The organism is Ignatzschineria sp. PL_is040, from assembly GCF_055813795.1.
Window position 1 is genome coordinate 256,754 of sequence record NZ_JBVPGU010000002.1, and the last position, 17,357, is coordinate 274,110.

General features: G+C 41.3%; 15 protein-coding genes. 7 read left to right on the forward strand and 8 right to left on the reverse strand.

Features of this window, described 5'->3' with window-relative positions; genetic code table 11:
• Window positions 1-714 precede the first annotated feature (714 nt).
• The 5 genes from AC0SAP_RS04820 (at window position 715) to rpsT (ending at window position 5,183) form a co-directional block, all read left to right on the forward strand.
• Window positions 715-1,776 (forward strand): methionine ABC transporter ATP-binding protein, encoded by a 1,062-nt coding sequence (locus tag AC0SAP_RS04820; protein ID WP_109236036.1) that lies wholly within the window; start codon window positions 715-717, stop codon window positions 1,774-1,776.
• Window positions 1,776-2,453, forward strand: a complete 678-nt coding sequence (locus AC0SAP_RS04825) for a methionine ABC transporter permease (RefSeq protein ID WP_286481352.1) — start codon at window positions 1,776-1,778, stop codon at window positions 2,451-2,453. The genes AC0SAP_RS04820 and AC0SAP_RS04825 overlap by 1 nt, the downstream gene beginning before the upstream one ends.
• 267 nt (window positions 2,454-2,720) lie before the next feature.
• A complete protein-coding gene (locus AC0SAP_RS04830; protein ID WP_473383181.1) occupies window positions 2,721-3,614 on the forward strand; it encodes a diaminopimelate dehydrogenase in 894 nt (297 codons plus the stop codon).
• Between the two features lie 330 nt (window positions 3,615-3,944).
• On the forward strand, window positions 3,945-4,724 hold the full coding sequence (locus tag AC0SAP_RS04835; protein WP_473383182.1) for a MetQ/NlpA family ABC transporter substrate-binding protein: 780 nt from the start codon (window positions 3,945-3,947) through the stop codon (window positions 4,722-4,724).
• Window positions 4,725-4,916: 192 nt separating this feature from the next.
• On the forward strand, window positions 4,917-5,183 hold the full coding sequence (gene rpsT, locus AC0SAP_RS04840) for a 30S ribosomal protein S20 (RefSeq protein WP_094566699.1): 267 nt from the start codon (window positions 4,917-4,919) through the stop codon (window positions 5,181-5,183).
• A 214-nt stretch (window positions 5,184-5,397) separates the two neighbouring features.
• On the opposite strand, the gene AC0SAP_RS04845 is transcribed toward rpsT, so the two are convergent.
• The 6 genes from AC0SAP_RS04845 to rpoH form a co-directional block, all read right to left on the reverse strand.
• On the reverse strand, window positions 5,398-5,958 hold the full coding sequence (locus AC0SAP_RS04845; RefSeq protein WP_473383183.1) for an L-threonylcarbamoyladenylate synthase: 561 nt from the start codon (window positions 5,956-5,958) through the stop codon (window positions 5,398-5,400).
• Between the two features lies 1 nt (window position 5,959).
• Window positions 5,960-7,429 carry an inorganic phosphate transporter gene (locus tag AC0SAP_RS04850; protein WP_109236040.1) on the reverse strand — a complete coding sequence of 490 codons (1,470 nt, stop codon included), beginning with the start codon at window positions 7,427-7,429 and terminating at the stop codon, window positions 5,960-5,962.
• 36 nt (window positions 7,430-7,465) lie between these two features.
• The gene (gorA, locus tag AC0SAP_RS04855; protein WP_286481356.1) at window positions 7,466-8,821 is read right to left on the reverse strand and encodes a glutathione-disulfide reductase; all 1,356 of its coding nucleotides are present in this window, start codon (window positions 8,819-8,821) and stop codon (window positions 7,466-7,468) included.
• A gap of 199 nt (window positions 8,822-9,020) precedes the next feature.
• A complete protein-coding gene (locus AC0SAP_RS04860; protein ID WP_286481357.1) occupies window positions 9,021-9,620 on the reverse strand; it encodes a BON domain-containing protein in 600 nt (199 codons plus the stop codon).
• A gap of 179 nt (window positions 9,621-9,799) precedes the next feature.
• Window positions 9,800-10,369 (reverse strand): D-sedoheptulose-7-phosphate isomerase, encoded by a 570-nt coding sequence (locus AC0SAP_RS04865; protein WP_094566694.1) that lies wholly within the window; start codon window positions 10,367-10,369, stop codon window positions 9,800-9,802.
• Between the two features lie 70 nt (window positions 10,370-10,439).
• On the reverse strand, window positions 10,440-11,318 hold the full coding sequence (rpoH, locus tag AC0SAP_RS04870) for an RNA polymerase sigma factor RpoH (protein WP_286481358.1): 879 nt from the start codon (window positions 11,316-11,318) through the stop codon (window positions 10,440-10,442).
• Between the two features lie 636 nt (window positions 11,319-11,954).
• Here rpoH and AC0SAP_RS04875 point away from each other — a divergent pair.
• Together AC0SAP_RS04875 and AC0SAP_RS04880 are read left to right on the forward strand one after the other, a co-directional pair.
• On the forward strand, window positions 11,955-14,282 hold the full coding sequence (locus AC0SAP_RS04875; RefSeq protein ID WP_473383185.1) for an NADP-dependent malic enzyme: 2,328 nt from the start codon (window positions 11,955-11,957) through the stop codon (window positions 14,280-14,282).
• A gap of 141 nt (window positions 14,283-14,423) precedes the next feature.
• The gene (locus tag AC0SAP_RS04880; RefSeq protein WP_094566691.1) at window positions 14,424-15,116 is read left to right on the forward strand and encodes a peptidoglycan DD-metalloendopeptidase family protein; all 693 of its coding nucleotides are present in this window, start codon (window positions 14,424-14,426) and stop codon (window positions 15,114-15,116) included.
• A gap of 357 nt (window positions 15,117-15,473) precedes the next feature.
• On the opposite strand, the gene pcnB is transcribed toward AC0SAP_RS04880, so the two are convergent.
• Window positions 15,474-16,856 carry a polynucleotide adenylyltransferase PcnB gene (pcnB, locus tag AC0SAP_RS04885; protein ID WP_473383187.1) on the reverse strand — a complete coding sequence of 461 codons (1,383 nt, stop codon included), beginning with the start codon at window positions 16,854-16,856 and terminating at the stop codon, window positions 15,474-15,476.
• Between the two features lie 92 nt (window positions 16,857-16,948).
• A complete protein-coding gene (rpsI, locus tag AC0SAP_RS04890; RefSeq protein ID WP_286481361.1) occupies window positions 16,949-17,341 on the reverse strand; it encodes a 30S ribosomal protein S9 in 393 nt (130 codons plus the stop codon).
• Window positions 17,342-17,357 lie beyond the last annotated feature (16 nt).

Sequence of the window (17,357 nt, forward strand, 5' to 3'; positions counted from 1 at the left end):
TCCTGCTTATTTTGTGAAAATAGCGATAAAATAGCCTCATCAGGCATGAAGAGTGCTACCAACTACCTCTACTTACTTTTTAAAGCCCACCCCTCAACCACTCCATTTCATCACTCTTGCTACCATATTTGTTGAGAAAATAAGGGAGAGAATAGGGCCTTACACAATTGAATAGAACCTTCAAAAGAGAGAACCTACGAGAGATCAATCTTTTGAGGCTAATAAAATAATACTTTAACCAACAGTATAGCGGATATTTAGTGAAATTTACGCATATTTTTCTCCCCAATAGTCCACCAAAAGAACATTTGGGCTATAGGCAAACCTTTATTCCTGTTGCTCGATCTCCTTCTACAATCACCTAACTGACCTCTTCGCTCTGTGCTAACTTTTTCATTTTAAAGAGATCTCTCCATTTTCAATCTCTACCCCAAAGCATTTAATAGATCATACGAAGGTCATTCGAAAATAATAGAGCACCATCAATAGGGGATCTATCAGTAGGAAGATCCACCAGACATCACAAGAAGAGATCAAAATATCTTAAAAAATCATCGAGCAATTACTAAAAAACATCCCAACATTATCGAAGAATAAAGGTGAAAACAGCTCCCGCTTGCGCCTTCTTTTTGATACTCTAATAGGAATTTATAGAGCGATTGAGCTCCAATATCCCCATTACAATAGAAATTGAAATATAAGTCGTAAAAATCAATGATAAAAATCGAAAATCTCATCAAATCTTATACCACAAAAGAGGGACCGAAAATCGCCCTCAACAATATCAATCTCACGATTGAAGAAGGTTCTATTTACGGCATCATCGGTCACTCTGGCGCCGGGAAAAGCACATTAATTCGCTGTATCAATCTATTAGAAAAGCCCGATAGTGGTTCCGTTATGATTGATAATATCGATCTTACAAAACTCTCTAATCGGGAGCTGATGCTTGCGAGAAGAAAGATCGGCATGATCTTTCAACATTTTAATCTGCTCTCAAGTCAGACTGTCTATAACAATATCGCTTTTCCACTTCGCCTAGAAGGTATGAGTGAGGCGAATATTGAAAAGCGCGTATCGGAGTTACTCACTTTAGTAGGGATCGAAGAGCATCGAGATAAATATCCTGCTCAACTCTCTGGAGGACAAAAACAACGGGTCGGTATCGCTAGAGCTATCGCCAATAAACCTAAAGTGCTACTCTGTGACGAAGCGACATCAGCACTTGACCCCCAAACAACGCAATCAATTTTAGAACTATTAGTCGATATCAATCGTGAGTTAGGCTTAACAATTGTGATAATCACCCATGAGATGGAGGTTATTCGCTCAATCTGCCATAAGGTAGCCGTTATTCACGATAGTCAGATAGTTGAATCGGGCGATGTTGAGAAGGTCTTTTTACATCCACAATCGATTGTTACCCAAGATTTTATTATTGATAAAACCGAGCAGAATGAGCTTAAGAAATATATCAGCCGTTATCCGCAGCAACAAGATTCCCTCTATCAGCTCACCTACCTTGGCACTGAAGCATTTGAGCCTCATCTGAGTCGCATTATCAAGCGCAGCAATATCGATCTCTCTATTCTATCTGGATCAATCAGTTATATTCGAGATATCCCCTATGGGCAATTAACCGTTGTTTTAAGTGGATCACCGGCAGAAAGAAGCGCGGCGATCACCCTCTTTAATAGTGAGGGAATTACAACAAAGCCTCTCTTTCACAAACCATCTATCAATCTAACAAGTCATAACGAGGAGCAGATTCAGTAATGACGGAATTTATCAATGCACTTAACAATACCCAATATTGGAATATCATTTGGGATAACACCTTAGTCACATTGATCATGTTAGGTTTTACATGGTTTTTTACAATATTAATTGGATTGCCTTGGGGTGTTGCGCTCTATCTTACCTCCCCCACGCAACTTCTCTCAGCACCAAAATTTTATCGCCTCTTCTCCTTTCTCACCAATACCTTAAGATCGATCCCCTTTCTGATCTTAATCGTAGTATTGCTACCATTAACCTTCAAATTGATGGGAACAAAGATGGGGATAAAGGGGGCTATCTTTCCTCTAGTGATCGGCTCTGCCCCCTTCTTCGCACGATTGGCAGAAACCTCTTTTAGAGAAGTAGATCGCGGCGTAATTGAAGCAGCTCAAAGTATGGGAACACCTCTTCGAACTATCATTATGAAGGTACTCCTCCCCGAAGCGAGACCTAGCCTCATTGCCGGCATTACCATTACAGGTATCTTAATACTCTCTTATACCGCTATGGCAGGAACCGTAGGTGCCGGAGGACTAGGAGATATTGCTGTTCGTTACGGCTTCCACCGCAATATGTCGGAATTGATGTATCTCATTGTGATTGTGCTGATCATTATCGTACAGATTATGCAATGGGTTGGGGATTGGCTCGTACGTCACTATACTCGCAAATAGAGGAGTGTTACAGCGCCTCTAAAAAACTATCAAAATATCGAGAGAGCTATCGATTAAAATATTGACGAAATTATTGACAAAAACATTGCAACTTATAGAGCAATCGAAGTAAAAATATCACTGTAGTAGATTTTGTAATGAGGAGAAGAGAGCTTCTCTCTTATGATTCTCTTATGATTCTCTTATCACATTCTCTTATCACTGAATATCTTTATCCGATCTCTAGGCAATATCAATTACTGATCACTCAATTAACTAGGAGACTATATGACACGCAAAATAAATGCAGCTATCGTTGGCTTTGGCAATATTGGCCGTTATGTTCTTAATGCTCTAGAGGCAGCACCAGACTTCTCTATTGCCGGCATTGTTCGCCGAGAAAAACGGGAAATCCCGGGTGTGAGCTACCCTATTGTCACCGATATCGATCAACTTGAAGCTGTCGATGTTGCCATTCTCTGTGTGCCTAGCCGCCAAACCCAAGCTTATGCTGCAGAGTATCTTAAAAAAGGGATTCACACTGTCGATAGTTTCGATATTCATAGCGATATTGCCACTGTGCGCAATGAACTTGATAAGATTGCAAAAGCTCACAATCGTAGCGCAATTATCTCTGCAGGATGGGATCCTGGTTCAGATTCGGTAATTCGCGCTCTTCTTCTTGCCGCAGCACCTAAAGGTGTCACTTACACCAACTTTGGGCCTGGGATGAGCATGGGACACTCTACCGCTGTCAAAGCAATTCCTGGCGTGAAAGATGCTCTCTCAGTCACAATTCCAATCGGAACGGGACAGCATCGTCGCATGGTCTATATTGAAGTAGAAGAGGGGCATGATTTCAATCATGTCAAATCAACAATCCTCAATGATGATTATTTTAAACATGATGATACGGTTATCACTCAAGTCGATGATATCGATCAACTGAAAGATGCTGGGCATGGCGTTAAAATTACTCGTAAAGGCGTCTCAGGTACAACTGATAATCAGATCTTTGAGTTTGATATGCGCATCAATAATCCTGCACTCACAGCACAGATCTTGGTCTCATCTGCCCGTGCAGCAACTAGACAACAACCCGGCGCTTATACAATGATTGAGATCCCTATGATCGATCTTCTTCCCGGCGACCGAGATGAACTTATCGCCGCACTAGTATAGAGGTAGATGAAAACATAATAGGACATCGTAATAGGACATAATAAGAATATAGTAAGCGTAAATAGAGCGGTATCGAAATCAGGTACCGCTCTCTTTTTATCGCAATGAAAATCGCTTCAATATCCTCAATATCCTCTTTAAACGTTCTCCTTAAATTCACTATTTCAAACCACTGTCTAAATTTACTGCTGATTGACAATAACATCACGAGAAACTCTCCATTAAAATCCCATAAAAATTCCATTAAAAGGGTTGATTTCAATCTTAAAGATCGATATACCTATTAAGTCGGGGCTCGATTCCCCATTTTTGATAAAAGGAAAATTCATTATGCGTAAATTAGCACTTGTCACAGCACTCTCATTAACACCATTTATTGGCTTTTCAGCAGAAAAACTTAAGGTTGTAGCAACACCTGTTCCCCATGCAGAGATTTTAGAGTTTATTGAGCCACAATTAGCGAAGAAAGAGATCGATCTCGACATCGTTGTTGTCACCGATTATGTCCTTCCTAACTTAATGGTCGATGAGAAAGAAGCGGATGCAAACTTCTTCCAACACTTCCCCTATTTAGAAGAGTTCAATAAAAATCACCAACTCAATATCATTGCGTTAGATCCAGCGATCCATGTTGAGCCTATTGCTGCCTACTCACAGAAGATTAAAGAGAAAGGTGACCTAAAAGAGGGAGCGAAGGTGAGCATTCCAAACGATCCTGCAAATGGTGGACGAGCGTTACTTCTACTCCATAATGAAGGAATCATTACCCTCATGAATCCTGACAACATTCTTTCAACGGTCTTCGATATCAAAGAGAATCCCCACAAACTTCAATTTGTAGAACTTGAAGCGCCCATGCTCGCAAGAACCCTCGATGAGGTAGATCTTGCACTCATTAATACTAACTTTGCATTAGAAGCAGGTTTAAATCCGATTAAAGATTCCCTCTTTATTGAAGGCGCTGAATCTCCTTATGCCAATATCATTGCAATTTTACCTGAAAATAGCGATGATCCTCGCATCAAAGCATTAATTGAGGTCATCACCACCGATGAAGTTCGCGACTTTATCAATGAGAAGTATCAAGGAAGTATTGTTCCAGCATTCTAATCTCTCTTTCAATCGCCGATTGAATAACAAGCGGTGAGGCTAACCGCAGGGATAATGCTGAAACTTTCACGACATTTGATTGACAAAAGAGAGAAAAAAGTTAATCATATGTGATTATTACAAATTTGATTGCGTCGATATTCGGCGCAATAATATGTTATAAATTCTAAATTTTTAAAGTGGAGTAAAACCTTGGCAAATACAGCACAAGCAAGAAAACGCGTTCGTCAAGCTGAAAAGCACAACGCAGCTAACGCATCATACCGTTCAATGACTAGAACTTACGTGAAAAAAACGATCAATGCTATCAAAGCAAATAACCGCGAAGAAGCAGTTAAAGCTTTTGGTAAAGCGCAAAGCGCACTTGATCGCTCTGTAAAACGTGGTCTTATTCACAAGAACAAAGTATCACGTCTTCTTAGCCGTCTTAACGCACAAATCAAAGCGCTTGCAGCTTAATCTTAAGAGTTAAATTTAAGATTATAAATAGAGGTCTAAAGAGGTTTAAAGCAATTAAAGCTATTGCGTTAATTACCTCCCTCTTCTTAGATTAAAACCCGATAAGATTCAATAAGACTAAAAAGATCAATAAAAAAACCTGCATTTCGATGCAGGTTTTTTTGTTTACCACCGTTAAAAACGGCGATTGATGAAACAGCTATCAACCATCAAATTAAGGGCGAATAATCTCTCCACTCTTTAAATGAACAATTCGCGTCGGAGAGGAGAGTGAACCCACCTCGCCCTCCATTACCCCTGCAATCTGATCCCCAAAGAGCTGATAGATCTCCTCTGCACTCTCTAAGGGTGCTTCTTTATGAAGATTAGCACTCGTTGAAACAACTCCTACCGGCATCTTTTCACATAGCGCAAGTGCATCAGGATGATTCGTTACTCGAATCGCCAATGTTGGGAACTCCCCGCGCAGATAGTGGGGGCAACTCTCTTTTGCTGGCACTATCCAGGTATAACGATATCCCCCTCTTAACTCTTCTAAAAGACGTTGCGCTTCTCCATCATTTAACGGCTCAATCAAAAGGGAAAGATGGGCCAGTGACGCACCCATCACAATAAACCCTTTAGAGACTGAACGCTCTTTCATCTGCAACAATTTTTCTACCGCTACTCTATTCATCGCATCTGCAGCAAAGCCATATACCCCCTCGGTAGGATAGGCAATCACTTCACCACGCAGCAGTGCATCAGCAGCTTCTTGATATGATAATAATTTCATTTTAGCTCACAAATAACCATGTTCCGAGGAAATAGAGTCCAAACGCAAGTCCTGTTGAAACAGGTAACGTTAAGATCCAAGCTAAAAGAATATTTTTAACGGTCGATTTCTGCAAGCCCGATTTATTAGCAATCATGGTTCCGGCAACAGAGCTCGATAATATATGGGTTGTTGACACAGGAAAGCCAAAGTGACTCGCGGAAGCAATCGCAATACCTGAAACGATCTGTGCACTCATCCCCTGTGCGTAGGTCATATCTTTTTTACCGATCTTTCCACCAACAGTATCAACAACGCGCTTCCAGCCGATCATCGTCCCCATACCAAGTGCAACGGCAACTGCTACAATCACCCAAAAAGGTGCATATTCTGTCGTCTTAGTTAAATCTTTTCCAATCGCTTTATAAGATTTTCGATAAGCTTCTGGCAATTGATCCTGAGACTCTAATGTCTTTGCAATACTCGCAAGACACATAACCTCATTGCGTACCGCCCAACGTTCATCTGTTGTTAAACGATCATAGGTATCGATACCATTAAGCAGTGAAATCAATTTTTCAGAATGTTGCTTCATCTCACTATATTCACAACTAAAGAGGCCATCACTTAATGCATGGTCACTCTTAGGATAGAGCCTATCTAACACCTCTTGATTGGCATCATAGTAACTGACCATCTGTTGAGCTGCGACACGTGTCTGCTCAATCTCAAATACACTCGAATTAAGATTAAGCACAAATTGTGCCGGCACAACACTAAAGAGTACCAACATCACAAGACCAATCCCTTTCTGACCATCATTCTGACCATGAGCATAACTCATTCCCATCGCTGAGGTGACTAACCAGAAGCGAGGCCAAAAAGGCGGTTTCTTCTTCTTATCTAACACATGGCGTTGATAAGGTGTTTTATGAATATAGCTTTTAGGCAGAAAACGTAAGAGTAGTAACAGAAGTAGACCCGCTAGCCCTGCCCCAATAAAAGGGGAGAAGAGGAGCGATTCAAAGACACCAACTGCTTTATCCCAGTTAACACCATCGACTAATGAGTGATCTGTTAAAAGCGCATTGGCTAATCCCACCCCTAAAATAGAGCCGATGAGAGTATGTGAGCTTGATGCAGGGATTCCAAAATACCAAGTCCCCAGGTTCCAGATGAGCGCCGCAACTAAAAGAGAGACAACCATCACCAGCCCCTTCGTTGAATTGGCATTTGCTAAGAGATCCATCGGCAGAAGGTTAACAATAGCGTAAGCGACGCCTAAACCTCCCAACAGAACCCCTAAAAAGTTAAATATCCCGGATAAAAAGACCGCTAAGCGAGGTTTAAGTGACTTAGTATAGATCACTGTCGCTACGGCGTTTGCCGTATCATGAAATCCATTCACAAACTCAAAAGCTAAAACTAATCCTACAGAGAGGACGAGCGTTAATAGCACAATAATATCGATACTCTGAAAAAATTCTAACATTCTGTTTCTACTCTTATTTAGACTGAATATAAGCTGTTAACGCATCGTCACCAATTCTTCGGCAGCTGTTGGATGAAGTGCAACGGTATCATCGAAATCTCGCTTATGTGCACCCATCTTCACTGCAACAGCGAAGCCTTGCAACATCTCATCAACGGTTGGACCAATGAGATGAATTCCTACGATCTTCTCATCCTCTCCAACAGTGACCATCTTCATCGCGGTCTTCACAGGTTTTGTACTGAAGTTGGAGTACATAGAGGTAAAAGAGGCGGTATAACATTTTACAGCATCTTCACCATACTCAGCTGCGGCCTCTTTCTCTGTTAAACCCGTTGTACCGATTGGTGGATGAGAGAAGACGATACTCGGAATATCTTTATACTCAAGATGGCGACCTTCCATCCCATTATGCAACCTATCAGCAAGACGACGTCCTGCGGCAATCGCAACCGGTGTTAATTGGAATTTTCCACCAATGATATCCCCTAACACATAGATCCCCGGCACTTCACTCTCTTGATACTGATTGACACTGATCGTGCCATCTTCATTAACCTTAAGATCTGTATTTTCAAGCCCAATATTATGGGTGTTGTAACCACGACCAATTGCCCAGACAAGAAGATCTGTCTCGATCGATTCCTTCTCTGTGATAACCACTAAAGAGCCATCTTCTCTCTTTTCAACACGTTGTACATTGGAGTGTGTATGGAGCGTTAGATTCTCATCACCCTCTAAAACCTCTTTAAGATGCTCTGTAACATAGCTATCAAAGTGACGTAAAACCATCTCACCACGACAGAGGAGATCCACCTTACTACCTAACGCTGAAAGAAGCTGTGCTAATTCCACCGCAATATAGCCGGCACCTACAACAACAACACGCTTAGGTGCCTCTTCAAGATCAAAAAATTGATCTGAAGTAATCCCATACTCTGCCCCTTCTGTTTCAGGGACTAATGGATAACCACCTGTTGAGATTACAATTTTATCTGCCGTAAAATGTTCACCATTCACTTCGACTGTCTTGTTATCAACAAATTTAGCCGCGCCATGAATTACATCAACGCCGGCATCTGGCATATAACTGTTGTTATACCAAGTAACAATATTTTTAATATATTGATCACGCTTCTCTTTTAAGTGGCTCCAAGAGAATTGAGGTTCACCAAAAGTAAAACCGTAGCCTTTAGCATCATCAAACATATGGGCAATATTCGCCGCATTCCACATCACTTTTTTAGGAACACAACCGACATTCACACAGGTTCCACCTAACTTATCTTTTTCAATTAAGAGACATTTAACTCCGTAGCTTGCGGCTCTTTCTGCATAGGAGAGTCCACCAGAGCCACCACCAATTACAATTGCATCATATTTTTTAGTCATCTTTACTATTCCTTTTCATCTCGAAATATCTATTTCAAATATCTATTCTAAATAGCTACTTCAAACATCTAATTGAAACTCATACTTAAAATATGGTTTAAAAACTTATTAAAAGTATCGATTCTGAAACTATCTCATAGCCAGGCAGTTAACTTTAAAAATAGCCCGCCTAGCACAACTATCTTAATATATAAAATTCTTAATTAATATTGTAGAACTGTCGATTCACGATATCAAAGAAAGGAACAACCTCTTCAACGCCGGCAACATGACGAGTAATCTCGATCGCTTCACGAGCTTCTGCCTCATTTACGATCCCCATTAAATAGACCTTTCGTCTTGAAGTCATCACCTTAACATTTCCGGCATTAAAACCTTTCAGCTTAATATCTGTTGCCAGCGCCGTCTTAACTTTAGCAGTCAACATAGAGTCTGCTGCAATACTTGCAAGAGATGCTTCCGGCGCCACAATCAGCTCATTATGAACGCTCTTAACATGTTCAGTTTTACGTACCGCCTCTTCCACCTCTAAACCTAATTGATGGTTAGGGACCTCTCCTAAAATAAGGACAGTGCCGTTATAACTGAGGATACTAATATGCGCAAGACCTCGTTCAGGAAGTTGACTGATCATATTTTGCACCTTCACTGTGATCGCATTATCTTCTACGATCTGCCCAGCGGTTCGGCGATCATTAACACCTGCAGCTGTTGCGCCAACACCACCGACGATAAATGCCGGAACACATGCTGAAAGCAACATTACAAAACTACTCAATAATAGGAATCGTCTTAACATCCGCTTCTCTCCTATGACTTATACCATCTTTAATCAATTAAATTTTTAATTTTCAGCTGTAACTTTTCGCCCTGTCCTCTTGAAATTAGCTTCCTAAAGATTGACTCAATTGAAAAATTACACCTTCAAACCATACTTAAAACTATTACTCTCATCCTCTTAACCGTTTGGAGGAATGCTTAGCGATAAGCGGCATCGATCATTCCACACCAAATATGAATCACAAGAATATGAACCTCTTGAACTCTTGCTGTTCTTGGGCTCGGTGCTTTAACAAGATGAAGATTAGGACTTTCGATCATTGCCATCTCTCCCCCTTTCTCCCCCGTCAATCCCAATACAATCATCCCTTTCTTAAGCGCTTCCTCTACGGCACGGTTAATGCTCTTTGAATTACCACTCGTGCTAATCGCAATCAAAATATCGCCAGCTTGTCCAAGCGCCATCACCTGCTTAGCAAAAACCTCATCATAACTATAGTCATTGGCAATGGAGGTTAAATTTGAACTATCGGTGGTTAAGGCAATCGCCGGCAAAGGAGCGCGTTCAACCTCAAAACGATTAATCAATTCTGCCGCAAAATGTTGTGCATCAGCAGCTGATCCCCCATTACCACAAATTAGAACCTTTTTGCCGGCTTTGAGCGCATCAAGCATCAATTCACCCGTCGATTCGATCATCTCCGGCATTGTCTCTAACGCTAACTCTTTGACCTGAATACTCTCTTTAATCTCTCTAATTGCTCTCATTTTATATCACTCCATAATAGAAAAGACCCAGATCAATAATCTGAGTCCTTTACGAACATTGAGCACGTTATCATACCGTCAACAGGTCTTTGATTTTACTCATTGCCTGATTCTCAATCTGTCTAATACGCTCTGCCGATACTGAATATTTATCAGCAAGCTCGGTTAAAGTAGGTCGCTCCTCATCCTCATCTCTCATCCAGCGTTGAAGAATAATATCTTTACTACGCGGATCGAGAGATTCAATCGCATTATTCAGCTTCTCATTATTGTGCGTCTGATAATCCTCTTTCTCGACAGTTTGAGAGGGATCTAACGCATTTGATGAGAGCCAATCTGAGGGACTAAAATCACCATCATCAACACTACTTCCTACCGGCAGGTCAAACGCTAAATCATTCGAGAAGAGTCGCATCTCCATCCGTTTAACCTCAGCTTTGCTAACATTTAGCTCCTTAGCAATATCTGCAGCTTCATCATCAGTTAGCCATTCGAGAGACTCTTTTGAAGAACGGAGATTAAAAAAGAGTTTTCGTTGCGCCTTGGTAGTTGCAACTTTCACAATTCGCCAATTACGAATAACAAACTCATGAATCTCCGACTTAATCCAATAGACAGCAAAGGAGATAAGACGCACATTGTAGGAAGGGTCAAACCGTTTAACCGCTTTCATCAAACCAACATTTCCCTCTTGGATTAGATCCACCAAAGGAAGGCCATAGCCGGTATAGTTTTTGGCAATATGAACTACAAATTTAAGATGAGATAGAACTAATGTCTGCGCCGCATTAAGATCACCATGTTCTATTAATCGATAAGCAAGCGCTTGCTCCTCTTCGGCAGTTAGAGTGGGGATGTCGCCAATCGCACTGATATAGGCATCGAGCCCATCGGCGACAGACGGAAAAGTATTAGCACGAAGTACTAACTGTTTATCATCACTTGGCATTATAAAACCCTCCACAAACATTGTCGGGAAATACTCTGTTGATTCACTACTTAAAAGCTATATCTAGAAGCACTTTCCATAATTTAAATCGCCCTCTATTATAGCAAATAGGATCTCCATCGTCCCCATAAAATCGTTATTTAATATTCTTATAACAGGCTTATAACAGACTTATAGCAGACTTATAATAGATTTATAATAGACTAATAATGGACCTATAACTGACCTATAACTGACTGATCACTGACGCATTACTGATACAGTACTGACATACTAATAGGCTCATGATAGTGAGCAGTTAGATAAGTAAGCTCAGGATAAAAATAACACTAAAAATAATACTAAAATAATATTAAAGTAAGGTAGTAGCGTGGCAGTAAAGCCAAGATAGAGCGATCAATAGCATTCTCAACAGAGTCGCAATCACCCTACTATCTACATTTCACACCACGATTAAACAACGAGAATTCATGCATAAAAAGAGCGCTTTAATAGATTAAAATCAGTAAGTTACCCCTATAATGCAAAAAATATTGAGATCGATCCCCTTTTTTATGAGTAGCCTAGTAGATTCGAAGATCAATCCTTGTTAGTATCTAATATTCACTCAAAATTCAGTATAAAGGATAGATCTCAATGGATTCTCCAAATAATAAAACTGAAGATCTTCGAATTGAAGCGCTTCGCTATCATGCCCAGCCTAGACCTGGAAAAATCTCAGTTGAAGCAACCAAACCGCTTGTCAACTCAAAGGATCTCTCTCTTGCTTACTCCCCTGGCGTTGCCTACGCTTGTGAAGAGATTCAGAAAGATCCACTCACCGCTCTCGACTACACCTCTAAGGGTAATCTTGTTGCCGTTATCAGTAATGGAACTGCGGTATTAGGACTTGGAAATATTGGCCCATTGGCAGGAAAACCTGTTATGGAAGGAAAAGGGGTTCTCTTTAAAAAATTCTCCGATATCGATGTCTTCGATATTGAGGTAGATGAGTTAGATCCCGATAAATTTATCGATATTGTAGCAAGCCTTGAGCCCACCTTTGGCGGCGTTAATTTAGAAGATATTAAAGCACCTGAATGCTTCTATATTGAGCAAGAGCTCAAAAAACGGATGAATATCCCCGTCTTCCATGATGATCAACATGGAACAGCCATTATCACTGCTGCTGGCGTATTAAATGCCCTCAAACTTGCAGACAAAAAGATTGAAGAGATCAAACTTATCTGTAGTGGTGCAGGCGCAGCGGCAATCTCTTGCTTAAATCTTTTAATGCAATTTGGTTTAAAGAAAGAGAATATCACCGTTGCTGACCGAGATGGCGTTGTTAATCAACATCGTTCTCCTGAATCGCTCGATGAGTATAAATCCTTCTTTATGCAGCAAACCGATAAGATGACTTTAGGTGAAGTGATTGAAGGGGCGGATGTCTTTTTAGGGCTCTCTGCTCCCGGCGTTCTTAAGGCTGAGATGGTTGAGAAGATGGCACCTAATCCGCTCATCTTTGCTCTTGCAAACCCCGAACCAGAAATTCGCCCAGAGATTGCTCACGCTGTCAGGGAAGATGCAATCATTGCTACAGGTCGCTCCGATTATCCTAATCAGGTTAATAATGTTCTCTGTTTCCCCTATCTCTTCCGTGGTGCTCTCGACTGCGGGGCAACAGAGATCAATGAAGCAATGAAGATGGCTTGTGTCAAAGCAATCGCAGATCTGACCCATCAAGAACCTACTGATGAGGTACTACATGCTTATCCTGGAGAGAGTCTCCGTTTTTCACGGAACTATATTATTCCAAAACCGTTCGACCCTCGCCTTATTGTAGAACTCCCTATTGCGGTTGCAAAAGCGGCAATGGAATCAGGCGTTGCCCTTCGTCCTATCGTAGATTTTGAAGAATATCGACATCGTTTAAGTCAACACTTTAATAAGACCAATATGGCGATGCGCCCCATCTTCAATCAAGCGAAAGAGAATGCACGCACGATCGCTTACTGTGAAGGAGAAGATGAGCGTGTTCTCCGTGCCGTCTATCTGGTAAAACAAGATCGCTTAGCGAACCCTATCCTCATTGGACAACCTAAAGTGATTCAACAACGTATTGAAGAACTAGGAATTAATCTTCCAACAAAAGTCTTAATGCCGGAAGATAGTATCAGTAAAGATATTGGTAGCGACTATGTTCAAATTATCGATTATCGCAACCCTCCCCTTCTTGATCGCTGTTCAGAACAATATTACAGCTTGATGAAGCGTAAAGGCATTACGCCGGAACTTGCTCGTCAACGTATGCAGACAAGAGGGAACTTACTCTCTTCAATGCTCCTTGAGCTTGGAGAGATCGATGGTCAAATCAGTGGTGTTTTAGGTCAATACCATCGCCACGTTCATCATATTGTGGATGCAATTGGCCTTCGAGAAGGGACATCTCAACCAGCGGCGATTAGCTTAATCCTGTCACCGAAAGGACCGCTCTTCTTCTGTGATACTCATGTCAATGAAGATCCTACCGCTCAAGAGCTTGCAGATATTACCAAAATGGCCGCATCTGTAGTAGAACGTTTTGGTATTGTGCCTAAAGTGGCGCTACTCTCTCACTCAAACTTCGGTTCAAGAGAGTCGAAATTCTCACGAAAAATGCAAGAGACACTGCATCTTTTAAAAGAGAGCGCCCCTGAACTGGAGGTGGAAGGAGAGATGCAACCCGATCTTGCGATTTGGGAGCGTTATCGTAATGCATATTTCCCGAACTCAGAGCTACAAGGTCAGGCAAATCTCTTCATCTTTGCCAATATTGATTCTGCCAATATTACCTATAACTTTGTTCGAACAATTACCGATAGTATTGTTGTAGGTCCTATTTTGACAGGAATCTCGAAACCTGCACACGTTGTGACCAATATCGCAACCGCTCGTCGCATCGTCAATGTAACCGCGATGTGTGCAACTGACCCGCTCAATTAAGTAAAAATGCACTGCCAGTTTTACTAATCGAGCGAACACAATAGTAGATTATAAAATAGATCATAGAGATACCCCTCAAAGAGGAATGATGGTAAGATATCTTCTTCTTTTTGGGGTTTTTTAATATAGAAAGTAAATATTATGCGCTTAAAACGAGTAACATTTATCTTATCAGCACTCCTCATTATCCAGGCTTGTAGCTCATCGGGTAGTTATACTGTACGTCCCGGCGATTCTCTCAGTCAGATTGCGCGGGCACATAATATGTCACTTCAGCAGCTGCAGAAATTGAACAATATCTCCAACCCCAATCTCATTCATACAGGACAGGTCTTACGTGTCAGCGGTAAGGCAGGATCAGCAGTAAGAGAGAAAAGAGGAAGTAGCGCACCACAAGCAATTGCGCGTCGTGATAATACCGTTATTGTGCCCAAAGCGCCGGCGGCACCAAAAGACAAAGTCTCAACCGGTATTAGTGGTTGGCAAAAACCGACTGATGGCCCCATTACGAAGAGCTATAACCCCAATCTTCCTGGCCAAAAAGGGATACAAATTGCCGGCACACTCAATCAACCTGTTCGTGCAGCACATAATGGCGAGGTGGTATTTGCCGGAACAGGAAATTCAGGCTATGGTCAGCTCATCATTATTAAACATAATGCCGATACCTACTCTGCCTATGGATATCTTGCCTCTGTCAATGTTAAAGAGGGAATGAAGGTGAAAAAAGGGCAACAGATCGCTTCGATGGGGAATAGTTTTGATGGGCGAACCGTTCTCTACTTTGAAATTCGAACCAAGGGACAGACTGTTAATCCTAGCAACTATATATAATCATCCCTATCAATAATTATATGAATAACTAAATGAATAATAGTATCACCGAGGGTACATATCGACATAATGCCTATTGCACTCTCAAGAGAATAATCCATACAATGCCCGAACAAGCAAAATAGCTATTGATAGACTAATAAAGCACTATTTACCCACCCCAAAAAAATCACTCAATAAATTGTTTCATCACATATATTCATTTCTATTATCAATAGATCCAATATCAAAATATTTACCCCATAAAAAAACTACCTAAAACACTATCGATGCCGATCTTTCGATCAACTTAAGAGAGTGTTCTAGATAGTTCTCAACCATCTTGAGGGGTTATTGATTTATTTCCCCATCATTATCTTATGATTTTGCCGGCGATTCTTTACTCCGATTTCTTCTTCGGGGACGGCGCCGACGCTTTTTAGGCTCATTCGAAGCATCATCATTCTGCTGATGATTTTTGATCTCAGCTGCTACAGCACGTTTACCTTCTCGACGCTCTTCTCTTGCCGCTTCCCGCTCTTTTGCAAGAAGTGTCTGTTCGTAATCCTTAAACTGCGCCTCCCAATATTGAGCCTTTTCAATCACGTCATCGCTCTCTTGCGCATCTGCACGCAAAAGTAAGAAATCATATGCAGCTTTAAAACGGGGATGTTCCATCAAACGTTTCGGTTGACGAATCACTCTTGCTTGTAAGCGGAATTGAAAGACCCATAACTCTTCAATAAACTCACGAACATAACGAGGAATGACGGTAATTTGATGCTGTACTTTAAAGACTTCATCAATAGCGCTAGAAGAGGCATCACTATTTCGTTTACCTTTTGCAATCTCTTTTTCATAAATTGCAACAAAAGGTGCCCACAACAGAGAGGCATAGACAAAATAGGGAGAACTCGTTAATCCCGCAGCTGCACGCTCATCTGAATTTTGTAACGATCTTAAGAGGAGATGCTGATCCGGAAATCCTTCTCGCTCTAACGCATTATAGGTTAATGGAAAGAGGATCTCGAAAAGCTCATGCGTAATCATACTATGGTAAGAATGCTCACCATGCCCTGTTAAAAAGAGTTTTAAAACCTCATCATACATTCTCGCTGGCGAAACGGTTGCAAGAAGATGACGATGCTCTGCAATAAAGGGGAGCAGTTCCGGATCGATCGTTAATCCCAATTTTGCTTCAAAGCGAATCGCACGCAAGATACGGACCGGATCCTCTAAGAATCGCTCTGTCGGGTCACCGATCAATGATAAACGTCTGTTCTTTAGATCTTGATATCCATTACAATAATCGATAATGGTCTGATTACGAACATCATAATAGAGCGCATTGATGGTGAAGTCTCGCCGAAGCGCATCTTCATCAATCGTGCCGTAGATATTATCTCGTGTTACAAACCCTTCCTGATTCGTCTGATAATGTTTCGATTGATCATTCGCTTCATTAGAGCGGAAAGTAGCGACCTCAATGATCTCCCGACCAAAGACAACATGCACCAGACGAAAACGACGTCCAATAATACGACTATTACGGAATACTCGACGAATCTCACTTGGATGTGCATCTGTCACAATATCAAAATCTTTAGGGGATAAACCCAAGAGAAGATCACGCACACCACCACCGACAAGATAGGCATTGAAGCCAGCGCTATTGAGCCGATTGATCACCTGTAAAGAGTTTTTAGAGATCTGCCGATTTCTAATAGGATGATCTTTCGTATGGTATATATGAGGACTCATGTGAGGGTTCATTGAACCTTTTCTCCAAAAAGAAAAGCCTTTCGAAAGAAAGGCTTTGATATTTTTTATCATACTCAAAATATCGATAACTATTAACGTTTTGAGAACTGAGTTGCACGACGTGCTGAACGAAGACCGATTTTCTTACGCTCAACGCTACGTGGGTCACGAGTTACGAAACCTGCTTTACGTAACGGCGCACGATTCGCCTCATCATACTCAACAAGTGCACGTGTTAAGCCGTGACGGATCGCCCCAGCTTGACCACTCAAACCACCACCTTTTACAGTTACGATCACATCAAATTGATCGCTAACTTCTAAAAGCTCAAGCGGTTGACGAACCACCATGCGTGATACTTCGCGTGGGAAGTAATCATCGAGTGATTTGTCGTTAACAATAATACTGCCTGTACCTTTACGTAAAAACACTCTAGCTTGTGATCTTTTACGTCTTCCAGTACCGTAATTTTGGTTAGCTGCCATAATTAATTCTCTCTTC

What these genes read in the sequence shown, in the direction of transcription:
- AC0SAP_RS04835 (WP_473383182.1), top strand. Translation starts at nt 3,945, where the DNA reads ATGCGTAAATTAGCACTTGTCACAGCACTCTCATTAACACCATTTATT.
- rpsI (WP_286481361.1), bottom strand. Translation starts at nt 17,341, where the DNA reads ATGGCAGCTAACCAAAATTACGGTACTGGAAGACGTAAAAGATCACAA.
- pcnB (WP_473383187.1), bottom strand. Translation starts at nt 16,856, where the DNA reads ATGAGTCCTCATATATACCATACGAAAGATCATCCTATTAGAAATCGG.
- AC0SAP_RS04825 (WP_286481352.1), top strand. Translation starts at nt 1,776, where the DNA reads ATGACGGAATTTATCAATGCACTTAACAATACCCAATATTGGAATATC.
- AC0SAP_RS04880 (WP_094566691.1), top strand. Translation starts at nt 14,424, where the DNA reads ATGCGCTTAAAACGAGTAACATTTATCTTATCAGCACTCCTCATTATC.
- AC0SAP_RS04875 (WP_473383185.1), top strand. Translation starts at nt 11,955, where the DNA reads ATGGATTCTCCAAATAATAAAACTGAAGATCTTCGAATTGAAGCGCTT.
- AC0SAP_RS04845 (WP_473383183.1), bottom strand. Translation starts at nt 5,958, where the DNA reads ATGAAATTATTATCATATCAAGAAGCTGCTGATGCACTGCTGCGTGGT.
- AC0SAP_RS04850 (WP_109236040.1), bottom strand. Translation starts at nt 7,429, where the DNA reads ATGTTAGAATTTTTTCAGAGTATCGATATTATTGTGCTATTAACGCTC.
- AC0SAP_RS04820 (WP_109236036.1), top strand. Translation starts at nt 715, where the DNA reads ATGATAAAAATCGAAAATCTCATCAAATCTTATACCACAAAAGAGGGA.
- AC0SAP_RS04865 (WP_094566694.1), bottom strand. Translation starts at nt 10,369, where the DNA reads ATGAGAGCAATTAGAGAGATTAAAGAGAGTATTCAGGTCAAAGAGTTA.
- AC0SAP_RS04860 (WP_286481357.1), bottom strand. Translation starts at nt 9,620, where the DNA reads ATGTTAAGACGATTCCTATTATTGAGTAGTTTTGTAATGTTGCTTTCA.
- AC0SAP_RS04830 (WP_473383181.1), top strand. Translation starts at nt 2,721, where the DNA reads ATGACACGCAAAATAAATGCAGCTATCGTTGGCTTTGGCAATATTGGC.
- gorA (WP_286481356.1), bottom strand. Translation starts at nt 8,821, where the DNA reads ATGACTAAAAAATATGATGCAATTGTAATTGGTGGTGGCTCTGGTGGA.
- rpoH (WP_286481358.1), bottom strand. Translation starts at nt 11,318, where the DNA reads ATGCCAAGTGATGATAAACAGTTAGTACTTCGTGCTAATACTTTTCCG.